At 43.4% G+C, this 24,175-nt stretch carries 12 protein-coding genes and 1 tRNA gene; 2 read left to right on the forward strand and 11 right to left on the reverse strand.

Annotated features, from left to right (window positions below; all coding sequences use genetic code 11):
- Window positions 1–255 precede the first annotated feature (255 nt).
- The 6 genes from smc to IX53_RS02755 form a co-directional block, all read right to left on the reverse strand.
- Window positions 256–3,780 carry a chromosome segregation protein SMC gene (gene smc / locus IX53_RS02730; protein WP_047754051.1) on the reverse strand — a complete coding sequence of 1,175 codons (3,525 nt, stop codon included), beginning with the start codon at window positions 3,778–3,780 and terminating at the stop codon, window positions 256–258.
- Window positions 3,780–4,802, reverse strand: a complete 1,023-nt coding sequence (locus IX53_RS02735; protein WP_047755384.1) for an elongator complex protein 3 — start codon at window positions 4,800–4,802, stop codon at window positions 3,780–3,782. The genes smc and IX53_RS02735 overlap by 1 nt, the downstream gene beginning before the upstream one ends.
- Window positions 4,803–4,867: 65 nt before the next feature.
- Window positions 4,868–4,943, reverse strand: a tRNA-Asn gene (locus IX53_RS02740).
- 25 nt (window positions 4,944–4,968) lie between these two features.
- A complete protein-coding gene (locus IX53_RS02745; RefSeq protein WP_047754052.1) occupies window positions 4,969–5,352 on the reverse strand; it encodes a DUF1667 domain-containing protein in 384 nt (127 codons plus the stop codon).
- Window positions 5,349–6,581 (reverse strand): NAD(P)/FAD-dependent oxidoreductase, encoded by a 1,233-nt coding sequence (locus tag IX53_RS02750; RefSeq protein ID WP_156173165.1) that lies wholly within the window; start codon window positions 6,579–6,581, stop codon window positions 5,349–5,351. The genes IX53_RS02745 and IX53_RS02750 overlap by 4 nt, the downstream gene beginning before the upstream one ends.
- Window positions 6,581–8,029, reverse strand: coding sequence for an NAD(P)/FAD-dependent oxidoreductase (locus IX53_RS02755; RefSeq protein WP_047754053.1), 1,449 nt, complete (start codon window positions 8,027–8,029; stop codon window positions 6,581–6,583). Before IX53_RS02755 ends, IX53_RS02750 begins: the two co-directional genes overlap by 1 nt.
- Before the next feature lie 115 nt (window positions 8,030–8,144).
- On the opposite strand from IX53_RS02755, the gene IX53_RS02760 reads away from it, so the two are divergent.
- Window positions 8,145–8,726: a glycerol-3-phosphate responsive antiterminator gene (locus IX53_RS02760; RefSeq protein ID WP_047754054.1), complete on the forward strand. Its 582-nt coding sequence runs from the start codon at window positions 8,145–8,147 to the stop codon at window positions 8,724–8,726.
- Between the two features lie 132 nt (window positions 8,727–8,858).
- On the opposite strand, the gene IX53_RS10965 is transcribed toward IX53_RS02760, so the two are convergent.
- Together IX53_RS10965 and IX53_RS02770 are read right to left on the reverse strand one after the other, a co-directional pair.
- Window positions 8,859–13,370, reverse strand: a complete 4,512-nt coding sequence (locus IX53_RS10965) for a fibronectin type III domain-containing protein (RefSeq protein ID WP_047754055.1) — start codon at window positions 13,368–13,370, stop codon at window positions 8,859–8,861.
- 35 nt (window positions 13,371–13,405) lie between these two features.
- Window positions 13,406–14,629, reverse strand: coding sequence for a metallophosphoesterase family protein (locus IX53_RS02770; RefSeq protein ID WP_047755386.1), 1,224 nt, complete (start codon window positions 14,627–14,629; stop codon window positions 13,406–13,408).
- Window positions 14,630–14,747: 118 nt separating this feature from the next.
- On the opposite strand from IX53_RS02770, the gene IX53_RS02775 reads away from it, so the two are divergent.
- Window positions 14,748–15,662 carry a sugar transferase gene (locus IX53_RS02775; RefSeq protein ID WP_053001113.1) on the forward strand — a complete coding sequence of 305 codons (915 nt, stop codon included), beginning with the start codon at window positions 14,748–14,750 and terminating at the stop codon, window positions 15,660–15,662.
- A 27-nt stretch (window positions 15,663–15,689) separates the two neighbouring features.
- Here the strand turns inward: IX53_RS02775 and IX53_RS02780 are convergent, their stop codons facing one another.
- The 3 genes from IX53_RS02780 to IX53_RS10460 form a co-directional block, all read right to left on the reverse strand.
- The gene (locus tag IX53_RS02780) at window positions 15,690–17,444 is read right to left on the reverse strand and encodes an NADH-dependent [FeFe] hydrogenase, group A6 (RefSeq protein ID WP_047754056.1); all 1,755 of its coding nucleotides are present in this window, start codon (window positions 17,442–17,444) and stop codon (window positions 15,690–15,692) included.
- 136 nt (window positions 17,445–17,580) lie between these two features.
- Window positions 17,581–18,918: an MATE family efflux transporter gene (locus IX53_RS02785; RefSeq protein ID WP_082128447.1), complete on the reverse strand. Its 1,338-nt coding sequence runs from the start codon at window positions 18,916–18,918 to the stop codon at window positions 17,581–17,583.
- 97 nt (window positions 18,919–19,015) lie between these two features.
- Window positions 19,016–24,007, reverse strand: a complete 4,992-nt coding sequence (locus IX53_RS10460) for an outer membrane protein assembly factor BamB family protein (RefSeq protein ID WP_053001114.1) — start codon at window positions 24,005–24,007, stop codon at window positions 19,016–19,018.
- Window positions 24,008–24,175: the final 168 nt, after the last annotated feature.

Below are 24,175 nucleotides of genomic sequence, written 5' to 3' on the forward strand. Positions count from 1 at the left end.
TTGTAGGTTGTTCGTTCCACACCAGACTCAAACCCGCTCTTTCCAAAGAATTTCTTATCGGTCAACGGAAGACGGACAACGATAAACGATTCTCGGTCACCGGCTCTCGAATCTCGATTCTCGCCTTCTTGCTCTCTCGGTTTTTTCTCGCACGATGCACCACGATTCTTACATCTTCAACATCTGTAAGCCTCACACTTTTGAAGTGTTGTACCTTTATTACCTCGCTCTACTAGCTGTCACACCATATATACATTATCCCATTATAGATTCTAAAGCGTTGAATTCAACAGGGATTATCTTTGAAACTCCATCTGTCATGGTTATACCATGGAGTACACTAGCTGATTCCATGACTATTTTGTTGTGAGTGACCACCAGGAATTGTGTGTCACCAGCGTGGCGCTGGAGCATTCTTCTGAATCTGTCGGCGTTGAAATCATCAAGGGGAGCATCAACCTCATCGAGAACATAGAAAGGGCTGGGCTTTATGCTCAAAAGGGCGAAGACTAGCGCTATACCGACCAGCGCCTTTTCACCTCCTGACATCAGCTGGAGCTTCTGAAATTTCCTTCCTGGACGTCTTACCGATATTTCTAAACCCGCTTCAAGAAGGTCTTCGGAAGGCATCAACCTGATTTCTCCTTCTCCTCCTTCAAAGAGTTCCTGGATATATTTCGCAAAGCTCGAGTTGATTTTCTGGTATGTATTCATGAAAATGGTTCTTGCTTCACTGTCCGTTTTGTCTATGAGCTCAATGAGTTTTTGTCTCGCTTTTTCAAGGTCAGCTTTCTGATTTGATAGTTCTTGATAATCGGCGTCCACCAGCTTGTATTCCTCAATGGCATCGAGATCCACGGTACCGAGGAATTTCAGTTTGTTCAACACATCATCCAGCTCACTCTTGATATTCTCGATCTCTCCTCTCTCCAGAACAGGTATGTCAGACACGTCGATGCCTTCAAGTTCTCTGGAAATCTGCTCTACACGCATTTTTGTTTCTTGAATTAGAAGCTCTATCTGATGAAGGTTTTCCCGTTTCTTTTCTCGTTTTTCTTTAAGGACATTAATACCGCTTTCAACCTCTTGCAGCTTGCTGAACCTCTCTTCTTTACCCTCTCGCTGGTATCTTATGCTATCAAAAAGCGATTGGGTCTCCTTCTTTAGAGACTCGAGCTCTCTGTTCTGTTCGTTGACCTGTCTTCTTAGTCTCTCGGAATCTGCCTCCAGCTGTGAAAGCTCCCTTGAAAGGATGGAAATCTGCTCTTGGTTGTCCCTTTTTCTCTGCGTTAACTCTGATAGTTCTTTGGAGTACTGTTCTTTCTTCTCATATAGCGAAGCGAGGTATAGTTTCGAATCTATTATGTTGTTCTGGATGCTTTCCAGTTTCTGCTTTTCCTTTTTTAGCTCCTCAGAAAAGCGGGACATGCGTTCTTCAAGGGACGATTTTTCTTTCATGAGATCCTGAAATTCGCTGGAAAGCTCCTTTCTCTTCTCCTGGCTGGTGTTGAGTTTGGCTGTATATTCTTCTTCAAGCTTCATGAGTTCTTCAAGTTCATTTTCCAGCGCATCTGCGGTTTTAAGCAATTCGTGGATCATTCTGTTTATGGCGGCTCCCTTAGAGACCACTTCGTTAAGTTCTTCCTGGAGAACTCTGATGTAACCCCTGAGCTCGATGATATCATCTTTACGCCTTTGAATGTCTTTTTGTACCAGTTGAATATCTCTCCGAAGTGTCTTTTCCTTTTCTGCCAGAAACTGAATTCTCCTTTTTCTCGATATTAAGTCAGAACGAACACTATCTCCAAGATACCCGCCTGTTATGCTTCCACCAGCTGATAGTAACTGGCCATCAACGGAAACAATCCTGCCACGAAATGCTGTTTTTCTACGGATGTCGATAGCGTCATCCAGGCTCCTGACTATTATTGCGTTACCAAATAGGTATTCTGGGATGATAGAATATTTTCGATCTACACTAACAGCTCTGGCTGCAAATGCAATAAAACCTGGATGGTTTTTAACAGTAAGATCCTCTCGAAAATTGCTCTGCAGCAAGTCCAGTGGAAGGAGAGTTGCCCGTCCAATCTTGTTCATTTTTAAAAAATCCACGATTCTCTTGGCGGTGTTGGCGTCCTCGACGACGATGTCCTGCATATGACCTCCGAGCAGTACAGATATCGCCGTTTCAAAAGCTTCAGGCACATTAACAACATTTGCAACAACGTCGATGAGACTTTCAAAGGTCTCCTTCCGCTTGAAAATTTCCCGGACAGCTCTTGAAAAACCCTGATACTCTTCTTGCTGCTTCTCGAGAGTGGTCCTTTCTATCTGCGCTCTTCTCAAGGTGTCATTCAATTGCGCTAGCTTTTCCTTCAGGTCTTCTAACTCTGTTTCGTTGCTCTTGAGTTGTTCCTTAGCTGCACTTATATTCCTCTCGAGCTCCTTCTGTTTTTCTGTACTTTCCCGTCCCTGCGAAGCAAGACTCTCTATTTCCTCTTTGAGGGTTTCAAACCTATCACTTTTTGAGTCGATCTGTGACTTGATCAGGTTCAATCTTCTTGTGGCATCCTCACGAACACCTTCGAGCTTCTCGAGTTCCGCTTCAATCCTGTTTATTCTCTTGGCAATGGTATTGTGTCTTTCCTGTTCCTTTAGCCAGTCCTTTTCTTTTTCACTGTACTTTCTGACGATTTCATCGCGTTCCTGTTCCATTGAGCGAAGCTGGTTTTCCTTTTCTTCGATTTCTCTTATCATGCTGTCGCTAATCATTTTCAACTCTTCTTTTCTTTTGCCAAGTTTCTCAATTTCTTCTTTCAGTGAGTCCAGCTTCGTACTAACCTCAATGAGTTTGTTTTCCTTATCGCTAAGTCTACGGGAGTACATCTCCTTCAATTCTAGTAGGTCGTTTTGACGTTTTTTATATTCCTCCAGCAACTGCGTGAAACTCTCAATCTCCTTGTCCATCTCAGAAAATTCCTGCCTCAAAGCACTCCAGTGGGCTTCTTCCTCTATCAACTTCTTCTGGATGGTTTTCAGCTCCTCAGCGATTCTCTTTCGCTCAGTTTCATGCGTTTTCAGGGTTTCTTTTTCTATTCGAAGGATATTCCCATAATAATGCTTTTTCAGTCTGGACAATGAATCCTGGTATTCAAGGTACTTTTCCGCCCTCTTCGCTTTTAAATAGAGGGATTTTCTCTGCTTACCGAGTTCGAACAGGATGTCCTCCACCCTTTCCAAATTTGCTTCTGTTTGGGCGAGTTTGGACATAGCTTCTTTTTTCTTTTCTTTGTAAATCGCCGTGCCAGCGGCCTCTTCAATAAGACTTCTCAGTTCATAAGGGGAGGCAGTGATCACCTTATCGACCTGCCCCTGACCAACAATGGAATAGAGTTCTTTTCCAACGCCTGTGCCCTTGAAGAGTTCCTTGATATCTTTCAACCTGGCTGGTTTGTTGTTCAATAGATAATGGGAGAGACCGTCTCTGGTAACCTCTCGTCCTACGGTGATTAACCCTTCATCGGTTTCAAAAAAGAGTTTGACCTCTGCTGCATTGGCTGGAGGATTCTTCTCCGAACCAGCAAAGATAACATCTTCGCGATTGTCTGCTCTGATACTCTTCATCGATTGTTCACCAAAGAGCCATCTTATAGCATCGACAATGTTCGACTTTCCGCTGCCATTTGGACCTACTATGGCAGTTATTCCAGCATCGATGTTCATTTTTGTGGGAAAAGCGAAGCTCTTGAAACCCCGGATATATACAGCTTTCAACCGCATTAAAACACCCCCGCACGTGTCTCTATAATCTCGTTCAATCTGTCAATGTAGTATCCCAGATCAACACGAGGAGCATTTCTAGAAAACTCTATACTCAACCCCAGGTCTTTCGCGTTTTCAACGACGTATTTTCTGTATCCGGTGAAAAACTGTCTAATCTTGTTGTCATCTGGAAGCGTTAGTTTACAACTATTTCTCTCTTCAGAAAGGAGCTTTAATATTTCCAGAGCCACCCTGCTTTTTATAAGGTCACCGAGGGCAGGATGATATGGTCCTGCCACAATGTTATTCACTTCTTCTCCATACAGACAAAGTCCCACTCTGTTTATATGAACGCCTCCTGATGTAAGTATCACATACATCTTCCATAGAACATCAATGGCTTCTTCAAGACTCTGAGGATGGTACTTTCCTGCTTTGAATTTTTCTTCGAGGATCGTTCCTTTCAGCACCACTGTTGGGTGAATGCGACATGTAGATGCTCCAAGTTTTACCGTCTCGAATGTAGAGAAGAGATCTTTTTCCACAGTGTCACTAGGTAAACCTGTCATAAGGTGAATACCAAAAGGGATTTCTGCTTCCCGAAGTAATTCTGCAGCATGGTAAATCTCCTCAACTCCATGAGGTCTGCTGGAGTTTCTGAGAACACTCTCATCAAAAGACTGAACTCCAAGCTCCACAAGAGAAACGGGATACCTCTTTATCATTGCTATCTTTTCAGGAGTAATCTCTTCAGGAGAAGTTGAAAAACGAATAGCTCTTACAAAACCTTTGGTGATCATCTCGGAAGAGAACTTTAGATATCTTTCGAGTATGTCTACAGGCAGACCAGTGAATGTGCCTCCATAGAAAGCGAGTTCAACATTTTTTCTGTCCTTGAAATAGGATAGATATCGCTGTACGGTACCAAAAAGCTCCTGCTCTTCGGGAAGCTTCTTTATACCTGTAGCAGAGTATTCGTTACAAAATACACACCGTGTTTTACATCCTGCATGAGGCAAGAAAAGAGGAATTATGTTCATATCTATATTATAACCCAATATATCAAAATGCGTTTAGAAAACAAAAAAGCTCCCTTACGGGAGCCTGGCTCCAGCGGAGGGACTCGAACCCCCAACCATCCGGTTAACAGCCGGACGCTCTGCCGATTGAGCCACGCTGGAACGCACTTTTATTTTAACCTGAATCTCAGTAGTTTTCAAGGGGGGAATCAATTTTTTCGACATTTCTCGTCGCAATAAGTGAAGTTCCCTTTCCATCAATGTTCTGTATGAGTACATCGCCAACATTCACCGGGGCCTGCACCGAAATTTTCTTTATTTTTTCCATTATCTCAAATATCCTGCTCTTTTCAACTGGCGAGTCTGTTTTCACAGAAACCAGTGGAGTGTCTCCAAACAATACTTTCACGCTGGTGGTTAAAATTCTCCTTGGACTGAACAATTCATCGATAGCGTACTGCTTTCCACGGAGGCACCGGTTCCCGCTTATCTCATGGTCACCGTTTTCGCCAGTGGTAACAAGAATTTTGCATCCTACGGGGCATACAGTACATGTTATGTGTCCTTTCATTCTATCACCTCGATTTTTACAGCTTTCTTTAATCCCTGTAATTTATCGCGGTTAATTACGAACTGGATCATTTCACTCGGAGTGCCATAGTTAAAAGGTGTTTCTATATCCAGTTCTTTAGAAATTACAACACCTCTATCCATCGGTTTGCGCAACCTTAGATAGACTCTCAAATGTTCTGACGGGTCTATGAATGTTGGAACAAGCACTCCCACATTTTTACCTCTCACTATCGGTATACCTGGGCTCTTCCTTCTTTCACCTCGAGCATGTAGGGCAGCATTTTTCCCCGCAATCCAACCTTCAGCGGCTACGTAGTCTACGAGGTCAAAAACAGCCACATTGTTTCCTGCTGCGAAGATACCTTCAACACTTGTTTCACAGGAGTTTGAAACTGCAAAACCCCTGTTGACGGGATCCGTCTCAAGCCCTTCACCAAGATCTTCTACCTGTGGAATCAAGCCAGCAGAGAGGATCAAAGTATCAATTTTAAGCCATCTTTGCGTACCAGGAATAATATTGAAATTCTCATCCACCTTTGAAAGTAACACTCTTTCAAGCCGTTTCTTACCACGAACTTCGACCACAGTATGGGAAAGATGAAGAGGTATGCCATAATCCTCAAGGCATTGTACGACGTTACGAGTAAGACCTCCAGGATAGGGTAAGCGCTCCACAACACCCAAAACCTCCATTCCCTCCAGTGTGAGCCTTCTCGCCATTATCAGTCCAATGTCCCCCGAACCTAGTATGAGCGCTCTTCTACCTGGCAGCGTATTTTCAAGGTTAACCATTCTCTGTGCCAGGCCCGCTGTATATATGCCTGCAGGCCGATCACCGGGAATCATCAGCGAACCAAAGGGTCTTTCCCGTGCTCCCGTTGAAAGGACAATGGCTCGAGCCTGGATTATAAAGACTCCATCAGGTGATAATACCTCAACGTATTTTCGCATCGTGTCTATGTGTCTGACGTACGATTCACTGATTACATTTACGGAATGCTGATTCATTTCCAGCTGCAATTTGTGAGCAAATTCTGGTCCTGTCAATTCCTGCCGATAGAATTGTAGACCGAACCCATGGTGTATACACTGATTCAAAACACCCCCAGTTTTTTTCTCCCTCTCAAGCAGAGTTACCATTACTCCTTCCCGCGAGGCGGAAAGCGCGGCAGCCATCCCTGCTGCCCCTCCTCCAATGACTAGCACGTCTGTTTTTATATGTTCAATCACACTCTTACCTCCCCATCAAAGAGTTCTGTACCAGCATCATTCATTCTTACCTCAGACAGAGGAACATTCAGTTCCCGGGAGAGTATCTTGGCTATTCTCCATGAACAAAAGCCTCCTTGACAACGCCCAAATCCAGCGCGTGTTCTAAACTTAACCCCATCAATACTCGTGGCACCCCTTCTGATCGCTTCGATTATTTCCGCTTCGGACACTTGATTACAATGACAGATTATCCTGCCATAATCTGCCTTTTCCTCTATCTTTTTGTTTATCTCTTCAAGGCTGCTTTCATTCACTCTGAACATCTGGGATCTGTAATTTAGTACTGCTTTTCGTTTTCCAAGCATGAGTCCCATACGTTGTTCCAAAATTTCTTCAATCACGTAGTGAGCTATCGCAGGTGCCGCAGTCAGGCCAGGAGAGCGTATTGCACCCACAGTTACAAAGTTACTGACTTCATCGCTGTTCCTTATGTAAAAATCTTTGGATCGAGTTTCCGGTCTCAAACCAGCAAATGACTTGATAATCCAGTTCGATCTAACAATACCCGGAATAAGCTCATCACCCGCTTTTATCACATCCATCAATCCAGATACGGTTGTGGAAACATCTTCTGGATCGAAACCCGAGATTTCCTCTGATGTTGGCCCGAGTAACACTCCTCCGTCGATAGTCGGTACAACAAGCTTCCCTTTTCCTTTTTCACTTGGTAAAGGGAAGATAACGCCATTAACCATTTTCGAAGCCGCGTGATCCAAAAGAATATACTGCCCCTTTCTGAGATATACTGGAGGAGTGCGTACACCAAATTTTCTGGCTATTTGATGGTAATACAAGCCAGCAGCATTGATTACTAGATCAACTTTAACTTTTTTCCCAGATTCAAGAACGAGGGATTCTACTTTTCTGAAATGTAACTCTCCTCCTATTACTCCATCAGCTTTAATGAGTTCTGCACCAGCCTTCTCAGCTGCTTCAATTGCTAAAATTGCTACCATCCATGGCTCTGTTATCCCTGTATGCGGGCAGTATAAAGCATAACTAAACTCCTTCGAAAGATTGGGCTCACGTTCTTCCATAAACGACCGATCCACTATTTTTATACCGCTAACACCATTTTTTTCGCCTTTTTCCAGTAACTCATTCAATTTCTTCAGTTCATCTAAAGAGTCTCTGGCAACCACCAGAGAGCCTGTTCGCTTTAGAGGTACACCAAGTTTTTCGGATAACTCGTCATAAAGCTGATTGCCATGATAACATAAGCTTGCACGTAAACTGCCGGGAGGATCATCGTATCCACCATGCACTATGGCGGAGTTGGCCTTTGTGACACCTTGACCAAAATCGCTTCTTTTTTCGATCAATATGACCTCAACCTCGTAGTGAGAGAGCTCATAGGCGAGTAATGCCCCTACAATACCTCCACCGATTATGGCTATCTTCATAACAATCCCTCCAATAAAAAAACCACGCCAATACTGGCGTGGTTCTCTCTTATCCTCTACCACTTTTTATATGTTACCACAAATGTGTTATTATTCCAAACGTAGGAGGGATAGAATGCTTAAAAAGATCATAGCAGCATTGTGGGAAAGTTCAATACACCCCAAAGAAATTCCTGTTGATACGGTTTTTTTGTTGTCAGGAAACCTCCAGGAAATTGGAAAAGATGTGACAAGGTTTATTTCTGCCGGCAAAAAAGTATATGTGGATATTGACTTCATCGCTGGATTGAACCCCGATTCATATGGAATTAGATACCTTAAATCGCTGGGAATCAACGGGATTATCACCGCAAAAATGTACACTTACCGTCAATCTCAACAAGCGGGTGTTCCTGCGCTCTTGCGCTTTTTTGCGCTGGATTCACGGGCTGTTGAAAAGGGGATTGAGCAGATACTCAAAAATAGAATAGAAGCAGTTGAGATCCTTCCAGGAATTGTAGCCTGCAAAATCGCCCAGCGTATACGGGAGCTTGTCGGCAACATAAACATTGTGGCTGCGGGATTGATCGACAGTGAAAGCGAAGTAAGGACATTACTTCGGTGTGTAGATGCTATTTCCACCAGTAAAAGAAAATTGTGGAGCTGCGAACTTCCCCACCTTAGAGAAAGCGGAGCTTCCCACTTCAACCAACCGTGACTCACAGACCCAGTAGTAGAATCGTTTCCGCGATCAGAAGGTAACAGCATATTTTAAAATTATAGAAGACATGGTCTTCTTTCAATGCAAGTTGATAAAGAAAAAAGCGGAGCCCTTCGGCTCCGCTTTTTCTCACATTATCTTACCGGTTTCGATATCGAAGAATTTAAGCCCCTGATCTGTTGAAAGCAGGAGAACTTTCCCGCTTCCACCGACCGTAATGCTTAAAAGTCTTCCTGAAATTTTTACATCGTCAATAACCTTAGGATTCGATGGATCTCTGACGTCAATTATGGAGAGTCCTTTATCGGTCACAGCATACAGTGTGTTTCCAACAAGGACCATTTCTGTGGCAAGGTAATATCCGTTGATAGGCACCAGAGATTCCATATTGTCAAGGGAAACAAATGATATACCTCCACCAAATCCAGTTATTCCGATGAAAGCTACGCCATCTTTAATGACAGCAGAATTGGCAATGCCCTTTACCAGATCCACAAAGTTTTCTGGAGTGGTATCTGAATATCTGGTACCATCCCATTTGAGAATTATCAGTCCGTAAAGTGTATCGGCTATGAGAATAGAGGAAGCATCTTCAGATACTGCCAGGTCAGCTGCACTTACGATTCGGCCGTTTCTGAAGAGCTCAACCTGTCTTCCAGGAAGACCGTCTTCCTGCAACGACAGTCTGTAAAGGCTCTTACCAAATCTGCTCGTACTCACAATATAGAGAGCGTTGCCACTGATTTCAAATGTTTCGGGATTGTTATACCTATCACCTTTGATTTCTTTGATTTTCTGTCCGATTTTCACCGCTACGATAGTTCCGTCAGTTCTAAATGCATAAACGGTGTTTCCAAACACAACAGGCTTTACATTACCACTTATGTCGGAAGGTACGAGTGTGAAGACCTGTGACTGCGAATCTTCAGTGAATACCGCAAGCTTCAAAGCACCATTTTCAACATAAGCTATTCTATCGACGACACCAATTGTGGTGAAGGAAGCAACTGTGCTTTCAGAGAAGCCACCTTTCCCATCATAGGAATCCACTTTCCAATAGTAAGTTTTGTTGCCATCAAGAATGCCTTCGATCTGGACATGAGTTTCCGTAGTGCTTGCGATTTTCGTCATCACATCGGGAGTCTCACCGAGGTAAATGGCATATTCGAGAGTGTCGCCGTCGGGATCTTCACCCTGCCACTCTAGAACGGGTCTAAGAGCAACATTGGTTGCATTTACCTCAGGACTCAGAATGATAGCGTTCTTCGGGCTTGCATTTCCTGTACTGAAAGACCAAACATCGGAGTTGGCTATGCCTCCGTGTTCATCTCTCACCTGTACCTTCCAGTAATATGTGCTATTACCCTTGTAAGAACTGAAGACATAGGATGTATCAGTCGCGCTCGCGAGAACTATGTTTTCTTCATCAAGGTCTTCGGCTGTTCCGAGATAGACGGTATAGTAGAGCACTTCTTCATCGGGATCCTCTCCCTGCCAGCTCAACCTGATGCCATCGGTTAGGTCGGTGGCGTTGTTGGAAGGCTCAAGCAGGCTCACAACAGGGCTGTGGTTCAAGGTTGTAAAGGTCCATCTGTTGGAAGTGATCTTGTTATCAAATTCATCGATGGCAACGACGTACCAGTTGTATATATTGTTGCTCTCAAGATCGACGTAATCTGTTAACGTGGCATAGCTTGTTGTGAGACCTGTTGCCACTGGTGAATCCTCCAGATAGAGATCGAAGGTGATAACATCACTATCCGGATCTTCGAACTCCCATGAGAGGATAATGTTTTCCGTATCGACACCTGTCATTCCATCAGCAGGTGTGGGGGAAGCAATCCTGGTGGGAACATCCGGTGCCATGAAGGAATATAGCTTTCCAACTTCTTTTGTTGTGTCTGGCAATTCCGCAACGACCCTCCAGAAGTAATTTCTATTTCCCCGCAGTTCAAGATCATCAGCTGATACAAGGCTATCTCCATCGGTCGATCTTTCGAATATAGTGTCTCCATTCTCGTTGAAGACCCTCAATATGTAATTCACAGGTGTTGCTTCACCAGAATAAGACCAGATAAAGGGTGACTTACCATCGAAAAGACTCTTGTCCTCAGGCGCGATATAGACGAGCTTTGTCGAAGCGGGTGTAATCAACACCGGTGATTCGAGTTTGGCAGTATTTCCCTGTGCGTCTTCGGCTTCTAGCCAGAAGTAATAACTTTCTTCTGGATTCAATGTACCTTCGTATCGGTATTCAAACAGATTTACGCCAGTCGCAACCGGACTTTCTTCCCAAGCGTTTTTATTCATACCAAAGTACACTTTAACCAGAACATCGGAACCCTCTGGGTCGCTAACATCCCAATGGAATACAACAGGTGTCGTTGCTCCGTAGTGTTCAAGCTCGTTGAATTCAAAGCTTATAACGGGAGGATTGTTACCTGTTTTAAAAGATTTTACTTCACTTCTAGCTTCCTTTCCGGCCGGATCTTTTACAACTATCCAGTATGTGTAAGTGGAGTCTGGCGACAAAACGAAGTCTAGAGAGTACTCGTTTGTATTTATTCCCGCAAAAACTACTTTCTCTTCGCCGAGTTCGGGTTTAAGGTGGATTTCTATTTCAGCAACTATGTCATCAGTATCATAATAAGACCAGAAGAAAGTAGCACCAATGGGATTAACGACACCGTCATCCTCTTTTACTCCTATTTCCTCAATGATAGGCGGTAGATCGAAGGTACTGAAGCTCCAAGTATCACTGGTAGCGGTTGCTGCACCATCATTAGTAATAACCCTCCAGAAATAAGTGGAATTAGTTTCAAAGGCACCCTCAACGAGAACCCTCGTTACCCCTTCTTTCGAAACCTCACCTTCTTTTCTGGCAACCAATTCAGTGAAACTGGAATCTCTGGAAACTTCGAGCACATACGAAAGCGGATCGCCATCAGGGTCACTGCTCACGAACTCCATAGCAATTCCTGGGTCAAAGGCAACATCCGTAGCATCTTTTTCCGGGAGAGTGGCCACTGCAGGGATAGGCTCATTGTTTGAAGTAACAAAGGTCCATTCGTCTGATTTACCCTTTGCACCTTTATCGTCCACTGCCTCTACATGCCATCGATAAGCAGTTCTTGACTTAAGCTTTTCAACTGTATAAGTTGGAGAATTAACGGGTGCCTGTATTTCAGCTCCGCTTGGATCGATAATAACAAGCTGATAGCTAATGACATCGTCACCGTCGGGATCCTCAGCTTTCCAGCTGAACTTTACTTCAAGAGGATTGACAGCTTCAGTCGCTGATGGCGTCAGGAGCTCGACAACAGGTGGATTGTTTCCAACAAACACTGTAACTGTTGCGTTACCTTCTCCGCCGAAGGCATCACGAGCCACCACTTTGAAAGTATATTCTGTTGCGCTTTCCAACCCCTTCACAAGATAAAAGGTATCTTCGAGGTTAGAGGCCAGTTTCTCTTCTACCCCGTTCCTTATAAGGTAAACATCGTAAAAGAGCGGATCATTTTCTAGATCACTTGCTTTCCATGTAATAGTTGCCTCGGTGGTCACATACCCTCTGGCAGGTTCGATTATCTGCACCTCAGGGTTATGATTTATTGTTACAAAAGAGGCTTTTTCGGATTCTACAAGTTTTCCATCCTTATCAAGGGTTGTTACAAACCAGCTATATTTTGTATGACCAGTAAGATTTGCCACAGTTAGCGTTGTTTCTGAGGTTTTTTCCTCATATACAATTTCAGAACCTTTTCTCAGAATGAAATTGTAATCGAGAGGCCAATAATACCTTTCGTTCGTTTGCTTCCATGCAAAAGCAACTGGTGTGCTTGCATCCACTTCTTCATTAATCGGGGTGATGAGACTAAGTTCAGGCACTGGTTTCGGTTCCGTTTTAAACGAACCCGTAGTGGAACTCACTTCAGCACCATATCCGTCTTTAGCAACGACATGCCAGTAGTAGGTTTCCCCGAATTCCAGTTTATCGATGCCGTTCAGATTAAAACTGTTTACTGTGAGGCCTTTCCTGGAATAAACAACTCTGTCACCTCGCAAGTCACTTGTAATGTAAAGATCGTAGACTATACTATCATGATCGGCATCCTCAGCCTTTGTCCAGCTAAACTGAATATTATCGAGGTGAACTTCCGTGTTTCTACCCGGAGTCAGAAGATTAGGTGCCTCGGGTTCTGAATTTCTGAGTGTGAAAGAAATGGGATCTTTGGTCTCATCATACTTTCCCCTACTGTTGTAGACCTTAACTTTCCACCAGTAGGTACTATGTGGATCTACTTTCAAGTCATAGCTGAAGTCAAAAAGAGCTTCAGCCGTTGAAGAGAGAACTCCTTCGACTTTTTCCGCAACGAGTTCAAGAGAATCTGGGCTTTTACCTGCGAAAATGTCTGCGTTTATTATCTCTTTGGTTTTCTTATAGTGCACTTGAAAGTTCAATTTTACTGTATCGCTATACTCCAGACTTTTTCCGGGATAGGGCCTATAGGAGCTTTCATCGATACTTGGTACCGGCTTAGGCCAGAGAACAAGAGCTACGACTATAGCGACAACGATAATTGCCACTACTATCGCAAGCTGTTGCAGCGTAAAGCCTCTTCTTTTTCTTGTAGTGTACACGTTAATCCCTCCTCAGACACAATTTTATTACAAAATTATAATTTCACATCGTTGAGTTTTTTAACCTGTCTGGCTTCTATGTGAAAGCCATTCCTTTCTTTTTCTACAATAACGTAACTCAGTTCAATTCGTTTTTCAAAAGCATTCCTGTTGCTGCCATCTATCACCTCCACAACAGGCTTCCATGTTCCTGAATTGGCATAAAACTTCTTCTCGCCATCCACATGAACAACCCTCAGAGTGTTTTTGTGATTGTGACCCATCACGCAACCACTGATTTCAGTCGGTATCACTTCTGGAAGTCCATGGGAACCAACAAAATACCTACTGTCCATTATACTCTTAAAACCGTTGTCGCGAAAAGCGCCAAGGAATTTTTTCGCACTTTTAAATAAATAATCCGTTCTTCGGACTGTACGAAGATCCATTATTAGTCGCACTATCCGTTCACCAAGTTTCATACCACCAAACCTGTTGACAAATAACCCCGTGAAGACTCTTAAATAGGGATAATTGGCCCTTAACCATGCTTTAGAAAAATCTGTTTTTAGCATTCTAACGAAGGATTCACTCCATAATTCTAGTAAATTGAGCTTTAAATCATAGAGTTCACGGATGTACTGAAACCACTGAAAAACGTCGAGAATCGGGCTGACATTATGATAATCCTTTAAAATATGATCCGGAACATCGGCGTTCATGAGGTGGCTATCAAAATACCTAAACATATATCTTGACATATACTCACTGAAAGGTACTAAAATCCGTTTATTGCGGGGATTGATGCTCAATCTATTGACAGCGTCGAATTGGTTTCCATGAATAGCGAGAATCTTCATTTCAGGATCAAAATAATGAGGTAAAACTTTGACTCTATCTGCTCCCCCAAGTATTTCAACAAGTCGTTTCCTGAGTCTCTCGCTAAAAAGAAAGTAATAGTCGTGGTTTCCGATAACATAGACTATCCTGCCTCTTTTACTGAACTCCCTGAATGCCATAAACACATCCGGATGTTTGTATACTATTGAATCAATAAGATCTTCTTTAAGTTCCTTTTCGTCCGGAACATAGGGGGAAAGTTCTAGAGACATTGCGAAAGAGGAATTTATTAACTCAAGACCATCTCCCACGATTACAAGCTCATCGCAATCAAAATTTATAAGCTGATTGAGAAAATCTGTCAGCTCTAAATCAAACGCGAAATCGTCCTTCCCCTTTCCATCCCCTATATGCAAGTCACTTATGTAAACCTTTTTCATGCTCTCACCAAATTCTATCATACTACAAGTTCCTGACAGTTTCTGATTTCTCAACAAAATTGAGGAAATTGTACAATTTTTTATAAAATCATGAGACAATAATTCTGAGGTGTTGCCTGTGTTCTTTATTGACTGGTTGATATCACTCATGTTACTCTCTTACGGTTGGAAATATTTTGTGACCTCCGGTTTGTTGAGCACAATAACAGCCATTATCATGAGGGCCTATGAATACGAAATACTCGCAAATAAAGTAAAGCGAACAACAGCTCTGCTGGGTTCGTTTCTATTGTTATTGATATTTCTTGCTTTTATAGATGAACGAATTATTCTTCTGCCAGCTATGATCGCTATCTTGTTTCGGTTTTTCTTTTCTAATCAATTATCAAAGCTCGTCCGAAAAAATGATGGCTTCATAGCACCATCTGATTTCAGATGTTGTGATGCAGACAACGAAAAGTACGATAGGGTAAAACGAGTTATTGATCTTGTGTTTGGTGTTTTTCTTTTTATCTTTCTGCTTCCGGTGATGATCCTTTTAGGACTCTTGATACTATTTACCAGTGGAAAACCCATCATCATAAAGCAGGAAAGAATAGGTAAAGACGAGAAAACGTTTGGTATGTATAAGTTTAGAACTTTCACAAACAGCGATCACAACAAAAAAGTTACGCATATCGGAAAGATCATCAGACCATTGAGGCTTGATGAGTTACCACAGATTTTCAACGTAATAAAAGGTGATATGAGCATAGTTGGACCGAGACCTGAACTTAAAGAATTTCATGAAATGGCCAAAGAACATATTCCAAATTACATTTGCAGACTGAAAGTGAAGCCGGGTATTACCGGCTGGGCTCAGATAAACTACAAATACACAACAACACTGGAAGAGTACAGAATAAAGACTTCGTATGATCTCTTCTATGTGAAAAATCGCTCCTGCATTCTTGACTTTAAATGTGTTATGAAAACACCATTCACTATCCTTGAAGAGTTTATAGAAGCGGTTAAAAAGCATATAAAGTTATAAAAAATCCGGGCCTTGCGGCCCGGTTATTTATTCAACTCTCTCGAGTTCTTTCTTCCGCTTCAGTACACTTTCTTTCCTGTCTCTGTAGTGAGTATGAAGTAGCTCATGGGACAGGTGACTAAGGGGTTCACCAAGGTACTCTTCATAGAGTTTCAATACTGCCGGGTTTTCGTGTGATTTTCTCAAAGTTGACATTTCATCGATACTGTAAATCGCTTCCATTCTTTTTTCGAGATATCCCGGCTTATTCGACTTCGGCTGACCTCCGCCACCGATGCAGCCACCAGGACATGCCATAATTTCGATAAAGTCGTAGTAAACTTCACCGTTTCTCAGTTTCTCCATCAACTTTATTACGTTAGCCCCACCATGAGCAACTGCAACTTTCAGTTCTTTACCATCGAGGTTAACGACAGTTTCCTTAACGCCTGCTAGTCCTCTGACATCTTCAAAATCGAGCTTTGGCAACTCTTTCCCTGTGTAGAGCTCATAAGCTGTCCTGAGTGCAGCTTCCATAACACCACCAGTCGTACCGAAGATAACTGCCGCTCCGGTCGATATACCAAGAGGTTTGTCATATTCTTCTTCTGGTAGTGATTCGTAAGGAATTTTCTTCATCTTTATTAGTTTCCCTAGTTCTCTCGTTGTAAGAACAACATCTACACCATCGACGCCTTTAACTTTTAGTTGTTCACGGGTAGCCTCATCTTTTTTTGCGGTACAGGGCATAATAGAAACCACGAATATATCTTCAGGATTTTTTCCAATCCTTTCAGCGAAATAAGTCTTCACCAGCGCACCAAGCATCTCATGTGGAGATTTAGCACTCGATAGATTTTCCGTGAATTCAGGATAAAGCTTTTCCATCAGGTTCACCCAACCGGGACAACAGGAAGTGAACATCGGGAATTTTCCGCCATTCTTAACTCTATCGAGGAGTTCTGAGCCTTCTTCCATGATTGTTAGGTCCGCAGCAAAATTGGTATCGAAAACGTAATCAAAGCCAAGTCGTCTGAGAGCTGCTACCATCTTTCCAGTGCTGATTGTCCCAGGTTCCTCACCAAATTCCTCACCGAGAGCAACCCTGACCGCAGGAGCTGTCTGAACTATGAGCACCTTTTCGTGTCTGTCTAATTCTTCAAGTACCCTTCTAAACTCCATTCTTTCAGTAATAGCTCCGACAGGACACACAGTAGCACACTGCCCACAGTTGATACAATCAGTGGCTACAATAGGAGCACCGAGGGCAGGAAGAGGAAGAGAATGATGCCCCCTGTTGACCATTGAGAGTATGGAAAGTCCCTGGAGTTCTTCACAAGCCCTGACACAGCGGCCACATGCGATGCACTTATTCATGTCCCTGAACAGTGAAGGGCTCGATTCATCGTACGGAACATTTCTTAGCTCTTTGGGGAACATATCTTTGACGTTATACTGGTAAATAAGATCCTGGAATTCACATCTTCCGTTGACATCACAAGTCATACAGTCATTGGGATGATTGGAGAGTAGAAGACCGAGATTGAACTTCACGGATTTCTTGACTCGATCTGAATTAGTCCTGATTACCATTCCATCAGCTACTTTTGTGGCACAGGCGGGGGCAAGGTTTCTCGCTCCCTCCACTTCTACAACACAAACGCGACAGGAACCGACCACAGAGAGTGCCGGGTGATAACAAAGCGTGGGGATATCGATCCCAATACTACGACAAGCTTCAAGTATGGTTTGATCCTCATTTACCTGGTACTCTTTACCGTCTACAATAATGGTAACGGGCATTAAAGAAAGCACCTCCATTCGGTAGCCACCAAGCACGAGATTGTGAATTTTCTGTCAATTAGATTTTAGCATATTTGAATATGAATGTGAATTTTATAACGTTAAGATTTTCTATCAAAAGTTTCGGCTCCAAAGTTCATATTACCCTGCGCAACCATGTCTTTGAAAGAATTATCACGGCTGATACTGCCGCGATTAATAAGTTGCTGATCAACATTGCATACCAAATACCGGTTGTCCCCATTGAAGCGCCAAAATAGTGTATCAATGGTATCCTTATTACCCAGAGCCGTGATATATTGATGAACATCGACAGCACTGTATGTCCTGCACCACGCAATGCGGCATCAAAGATGTTGAAAGTTGCAAAAAACGGAACAGATAGTGAGACAATTCTGAAGTATCTTATACCCTCCAGTAGTACATCCGGTTCATTTATGAACACCATCGTAACTTCCCTGCCAAAAACAAAGGTTAGAGTACAAATCGCGCCAACTACCAGCATGTTCCATGCTGAGGACTTCCAAACAACTTTGTACGCCTTTGCATTCTCGCCGGCACCAAGATACTGTCCAACCATCGTTGAAGTAGCCTGAGCAAGCCCAAAAGAAAACATTGTTGCAATAGAGGTCACTCTGTTTCCGACCCCAACCGCAGCAGTTGCAACGGAACCATATCTCGAAATCATAGCGATGATGATAAGAAAAGCCAGGGACGTTATAGAGTTTCCAAAGGACGATGGTAGTCCGACCTTTAGGATTTTTGAAATCATACCTTTAGAAGGAATGAGGTCTTTTAACCGTAGTCCAAATCCTTTTTTGTCTGAAAATAGTAGATATAGAGCATAAAACAGCACGATGCCCCGGGAAATAACCGTTGCCAGCGCTGCTCCAAAGACTCCCAACGCAGGAAACCCTATTCCAAATATCATGAGAGGGTCCAGTACCGCGTTAAAGAGCACCGAGAAAGCTGTTAATTTCATGGGAGTTACTGCGTCTCCCCAACCTGTAAAAATAGAACTTACAGCAAAAAGGCCAAAAGCTAAGGGAGTTCCAAAGAAAATCGTGGACATATAACTTCTGGTATAAGGGATCATCTCTGAAGGGATCTTTAACAACAAAAGAAACTCTTTGCTATAAAAACCACCAATGATCCCAACGATTATGGCAAAAGAAAAGGTGACGCTCAATGCCTGTCCGGCTGCTTTCCTTGCCAGTTCATCGTTGCCCTTTCCGGTATACTGTGCAACAAGTGCCAGACTGGCTACTGTGATCCCTCCACCAAGTGATAGCACAAGAAAGATAGCAGGCCAGGCGATCGTCGGAGCACTTATCTCCAGCTTCCCGAGTTTTCCCAACCAGAAGGCATCTGTAATGTTATACAACGTCTGGAACAACATTGACAAAACAGCAGGCCAGGCGAGTTTGAACAGTGCACTGGTCATATCTTCATTCAAAACATCAACTCGTTTCACTGCTCCATCTCCTTCAATATCCATATGAAGTCAGCAATCCGAACTATATGTTGGTAGAAAAAAACCGGGGCCCGCAGACCCCGGTAGTACCATAAAATTACTTTATTACTGAAATGCCTTTCATGATAACGAAAGTCTGGGGTTGATACTTCTCGTCGGCAATGTTTGAAGGAAGCTCAGTGGAGGTGGAAATCACAGAGCCACCAAGGAAACTTCCTGAAACAACGTGCTTCGTAATTACGAGATTGTATACCGAGCCAAGTTCAATACTCTCAGGTATTTCGTCTTTCAGAGAAACAATCTTGTTGTAAATGGCGTCTGCACCTTCTTGTTTTCCGTCAATCTTTATGTACGGAGCATTGAGATTATCGGCGAAAGCCCTGATATAGAGTGATGAATTCAACACATCAGAAACTTCTAAGCTCACAAGCCTTCCAAAGACCGGGGTTGTAATCTCTGGTTTCCACAGCCTGTTCCATTCAGAGTAGAGCGGTACCATCTCTGTTTCAAGACGCTCATCTTCGGCATCAATATTTATCAGCCAGGTCCTTACGAGTATGATCTCCTCACCCGAAATATTATCTATTCTGAAGGGCTGCTTGAATAGTTCTGCGTAATTTCTAGGACCTTCAATGATCGCTCCTTCTTTGAACAAGTTTACATATTCCTGGAAAGCAAGGGCACCGAATAGTGTGGTTCTTACATCGGTTCTTGTAACGGCATCAATTAGCTCACCAATTACATCTGCTGGTAAGAGTTTACCATCGAAGTCATAAGCATTGGAATTTGCTGGAACGGCAAGGAGATCCAACTGTTTTTCGCCAACAGTTCCAAAGAACAATCCGTTACCATCGACTGCAAACAACAGATCAACTCCCTGCAGATCTATATCGACAGATTCGTGTAGTTGCTTCGCAAGTTCCTCGGCTGGCACTTCCCACAATGTGGCTTTCATCTCAGGATTCTCGGGATTTGTAAACACCTTAGCACCTGCAATCGCTGTAGTATCGACTCTTATATCCTCGATAGAACCAAAATACAATGCTCCAGCTTTCCTGAATAGTTCCTCCACAAATTTGGGTACAGCAGGCTTCATAAGGCTAGCGTTGTTCCGGTTATTCAATCTGAACTTTGGCCAGAACGCTTGGGCAAGTCCACCATTCTTCGTTTCGAAAGCACAGAAGCGCCTATCGTGGGAACCGACATACACAGTGCCATCTTCTGCTATCAATGGACTGGCCCATACCCAGTTGTCGAATTTTGCCTTCCAGATAAGCGTTCCATCATTCCTTAGTGCATAAAGTGTTCCGTCGAGAGAACCAAAGATAATTGTTTCATCCACTGCCAGAGCTGGGGTTGAATGAATCGGGCCTGCAGTTTCGAAGGTCCAGAGTACCTCACCGCTATTGTTCAACGCATAGAATTTGTTGTCGTATCCACCAAAATAAATTGTGCCATCTTCAGTGATTGCCACTCCACTTCTGACAGGGCTCCCTGTGTAGAACTTCCAGACAAGAGAACCTTCATTGTTGACACGGTACAGATAACCATCATCCGAGCCGAATATTATGTCTCCGTTCTCTGCAATGGTGATATCCGATTCTATCCAGTCTCCTGCTTCAAATGTCCAAAGAACTTCTCCTTCAGGACTTAAAGCGTAAAGCTTTCCATAAGACGCTCCCACATAAACCGTTCCTGATTCAGATACAGCTGCACTGGACACTATTTTACCCAGTGATTTTTCCCAGAGTATCTCACCGTAATCATTGAGAGAATAGAACTTACCCTTGGTTGTTCCTACGAAGAGCTTTCTGTCTCCATTAATAACAACGGTTGACTCTATCCCTCCATTCAGTTTTAGGGACCAGTTCAGTTCTCCATTAGGATTAATAGAGTACAGGTTACCACTTTCATCACCAATATAGATGTTTTTATACTCATCGATTACTGGTGAAGCTTTGAAGTCAGCTTTAGCCTTGAAGTTCCACAGCGTTTGGCCGCTTTCTTTATCGAGTGCGTAAAGCTTTTTGCCAATGGCAACGAAGACTGGAGAGCCTTCAACCATTGCGGCACTGGAGTAGATGAGGCCATCCATGGCTCTGAACCACTTGGGGTTGAGAATAACAGCTGCAAAATTCCAGAATCCAGTCTCAGTCTCCTTGGGATCAGACCATAGATCGACGGCCCTCACTTTCCAGAGGTATTCGCTACCCAATTCGAGATTATCTACAGTGTAACTGCTATCAGCCGTATCAATTCCTGTAAGATTAGCTTCTAAATGCCCGTAATAAACAGTAAATTTCATGTTGTCTCCATCTGGATCTGTTGCAACCCATTCCAGCGTAACAGTTGTAGGAGTTTCAGAGTCGTTTGCAGGCGAAACTAATTTGATTATTGGAGCACGGTTCACGTCGACGACTCTGAAGGGAATCGTTATCTCTATTCTGTCATGCCCGTCCCAGGCAGTTCCTTTGAACTCGATGTCCCTTGTAGTAACTTCTGGATTATCGTGGGTAACAACATCGTATCCGGGTTTGTAGCTTACCTTACTTCCTTCAACTACTACACCTTCAATAGAATAACTTATTTCATCTCCGTCGATGTCACGTTCCGGGAGAGAAATTATTGCTTCTTCACCTTCCTTAACTTCCACAGGTTCAACGGGTTCAACGGAGAGCCTATTCATACTTGTGAAGATGAGTACACCACTGTCACTGGACCTCGAGTCACCAGTCTCGCGTATATCAGTACCGGTTACCCAGCACTCATAATTCGTGTGGGGCTTAATGTCAAGGACATATCCGCTTTCCTTAAGCCCTTCAACCGTGGTCTCCTCTCCTGTGTCAATATCTTTAAGGTGGAGTGTATAAATGATCCCATCTCCGTCTATATCTGCACCTGTCCAGGAGAAAAGGACTTTCAACACGAATTCAGTATCAGTAGCCACATAGGACATTTGTGGCGTTGTTACTGTCGGAGGTACGTTTGTGTCGATGATAGTTATCGGATATGTAACTTCAGTAACTCCCCCAAAACCATCATCAACAGCCAGAGTTATTTCGTACTCTCCTGCAGATAGAGGATTTTCTTCTGTTCCGTCAGCACCTTCATTGGAGACGTTGTCAACATATACCCAGAAATCACCATCTTCAGTGAGTGTACCGATGCCTTCAACTTTATTGAAGGTCAATTTATCTCCATCGGGGTCAGTGAAATAGCCTCTGAAGTTTATTCTGTACTTTTTGGGGTGATTGTCTTTTTCTTCGGGTTCCGGGAAAGTGAAGCTAGCCTCAAGGGCTACAGGAGCGTGGTTCGCTGTCGTAAAACTCCACAGTTGACTCGATGCCACGGTGGCATCATCAGTGGCTTCGACTCTCCAGAAGTATCTGGTGTGAGGCTGTAACTGAACTGTCGCGGAAGTCTCACTAAGCCACGTAAATTCATTATAAGCATCAATTGGTGGTTCATTAGCTCTAAGGAACAGATCATAATGAAGTGGGTCGTTGTCGAGGTCCTTGGCTGTCCACCTCAAAGTGACCTCAGCGGCATCAACCACATCACCATCAACCGGGGCTTGCAGTTCTACCATAGGTGGTCGGTTCACGTTGGTCACAACTACACGCACGAAGAACTCAACGCTATCTTGCACGTCTGAAACAACCATTTTCACCGTAAACTCTTTGCTGCCTTCTTGTGTTGTAACAGCCTCATAACTAGGTTTTAAAACCAACTCAGCACCATCAAGTGAGAGCCCGAGTTCGGGGTAATCTTCTAACAACCCGAACGTAAGAGCGTCCTCATCGGGATCGTGAATAAGAGCTCCCAAGTCTATCGCTTTTTCCTCATCTTCATTTATATTCACGGTGATTTGGGGCACGAACGGAAGGCTGTTTCTGGTCCTAAAATGAACAATATCTGTCTCATCAGTGAGACCGTAAGCATCTTCGACTTTTACTTTCCAGTAGTAATCTGTGTGAGGAGCTAATGTTGCCTTAAACTCTGTTAGTTCGGTCATAAAAGAATTGAGTTCATCCTTTGAAGTACCGTAGTATACCGTAGATCTAACATAATCATCTGGATCAGATCCGTCCTCTATGTCCGGATCGATTACATTCCATTTGAAGGTGACCTCTGTCGAGACCTCCGTGTCCATTGCAGGAGAAACCAGTGAGACCTCCGGCGCTCTGTCAACATTCCTGACTGTAAGAATAAAGTCATCGGATGCCGAGAGTTCACCATCTTTTACTTCAATCGCTACCCTGTATGTTCCAGAAGAGTCGTACGATGGTGTATAGGTGTAGGTTGAGCCTTCTATCTCACCTACCGATCCAGGCAACAAACTGAATGTAAGCGGATCGCCATCTTCATCACTAGCGTAATCAAGTAAATTCAATTTGAGCGGGTGTTCTTCATCGATCACAACATCTTCAAGCTTAATACAGGGGGGATGGTTGGCTGTTTCAAAGCTAAAAATTTCACTTTCCATCTGGCCACCCCGTCCATCTTTCGCGATTACTTTCCAGTAGTATTTACTGTGTCCTTTCAGATCTCTTGCTTTTATGTCCAATCTGTCATGATCGACCATCCATGGTGACTTAAAGGGTAAAGTTTCACTCAAATAAATATCGTAAAAGAGATAGTCACCATCCTCATCATTAGCGTACCAGAGAAGTAAAGCACCATTATTCGTTTCTTCCAGTGAGAGTTTCTTTCCATCATCGGGATAAAGCAACTGTACTTCGGGAAGATGGTTGGGTAAATCTTCTGGTCTCATTACTTTTACCACTACTTCGCCTTCCAATGTTCCCGCAATGGAGACGACCTCGACCCTTATCGAATAAGCACCCGGCTCTTCGGGGGCTCTCCAGACCGCGGTACCATTTTTATAGTCCCTTATAATTGCTCCCTCTTCTGGTTCCCATTGATAAGAGAGTATGCCGTCACCAACGGCATCACAACGTAAGAAAACCCGTCCACCAGGTCCGGTTAACATCGGTTTGGCAGAAACCGTGTTGATTTTCAGTTCAATTGGTAACAGAGTGCCAACCAGAAGTAAGAACAAAACCAGCAATATTGCGCCTTTTCGCATATTCACACCCCCTGTATATCGCTTTAGAATTATATTCATAAGAAAACCGAGGGCTCGGAAGCCCTGTACCATTAAAAATATACCAGAAACGGAATTGTTAAGTCAATTACAGTACACGTATATAATATCAAATTAATCATATCTTATAGGCAACAATCAGACATTTAC

The sequence above is a fragment of the Kosmotoga pacifica genome (assembly GCF_001027025.1).
Taxonomy (GTDB): Bacteria; Thermotogota; Thermotogae; order Petrotogales; family Kosmotogaceae; genus Kosmotoga_B; species Kosmotoga_B pacifica.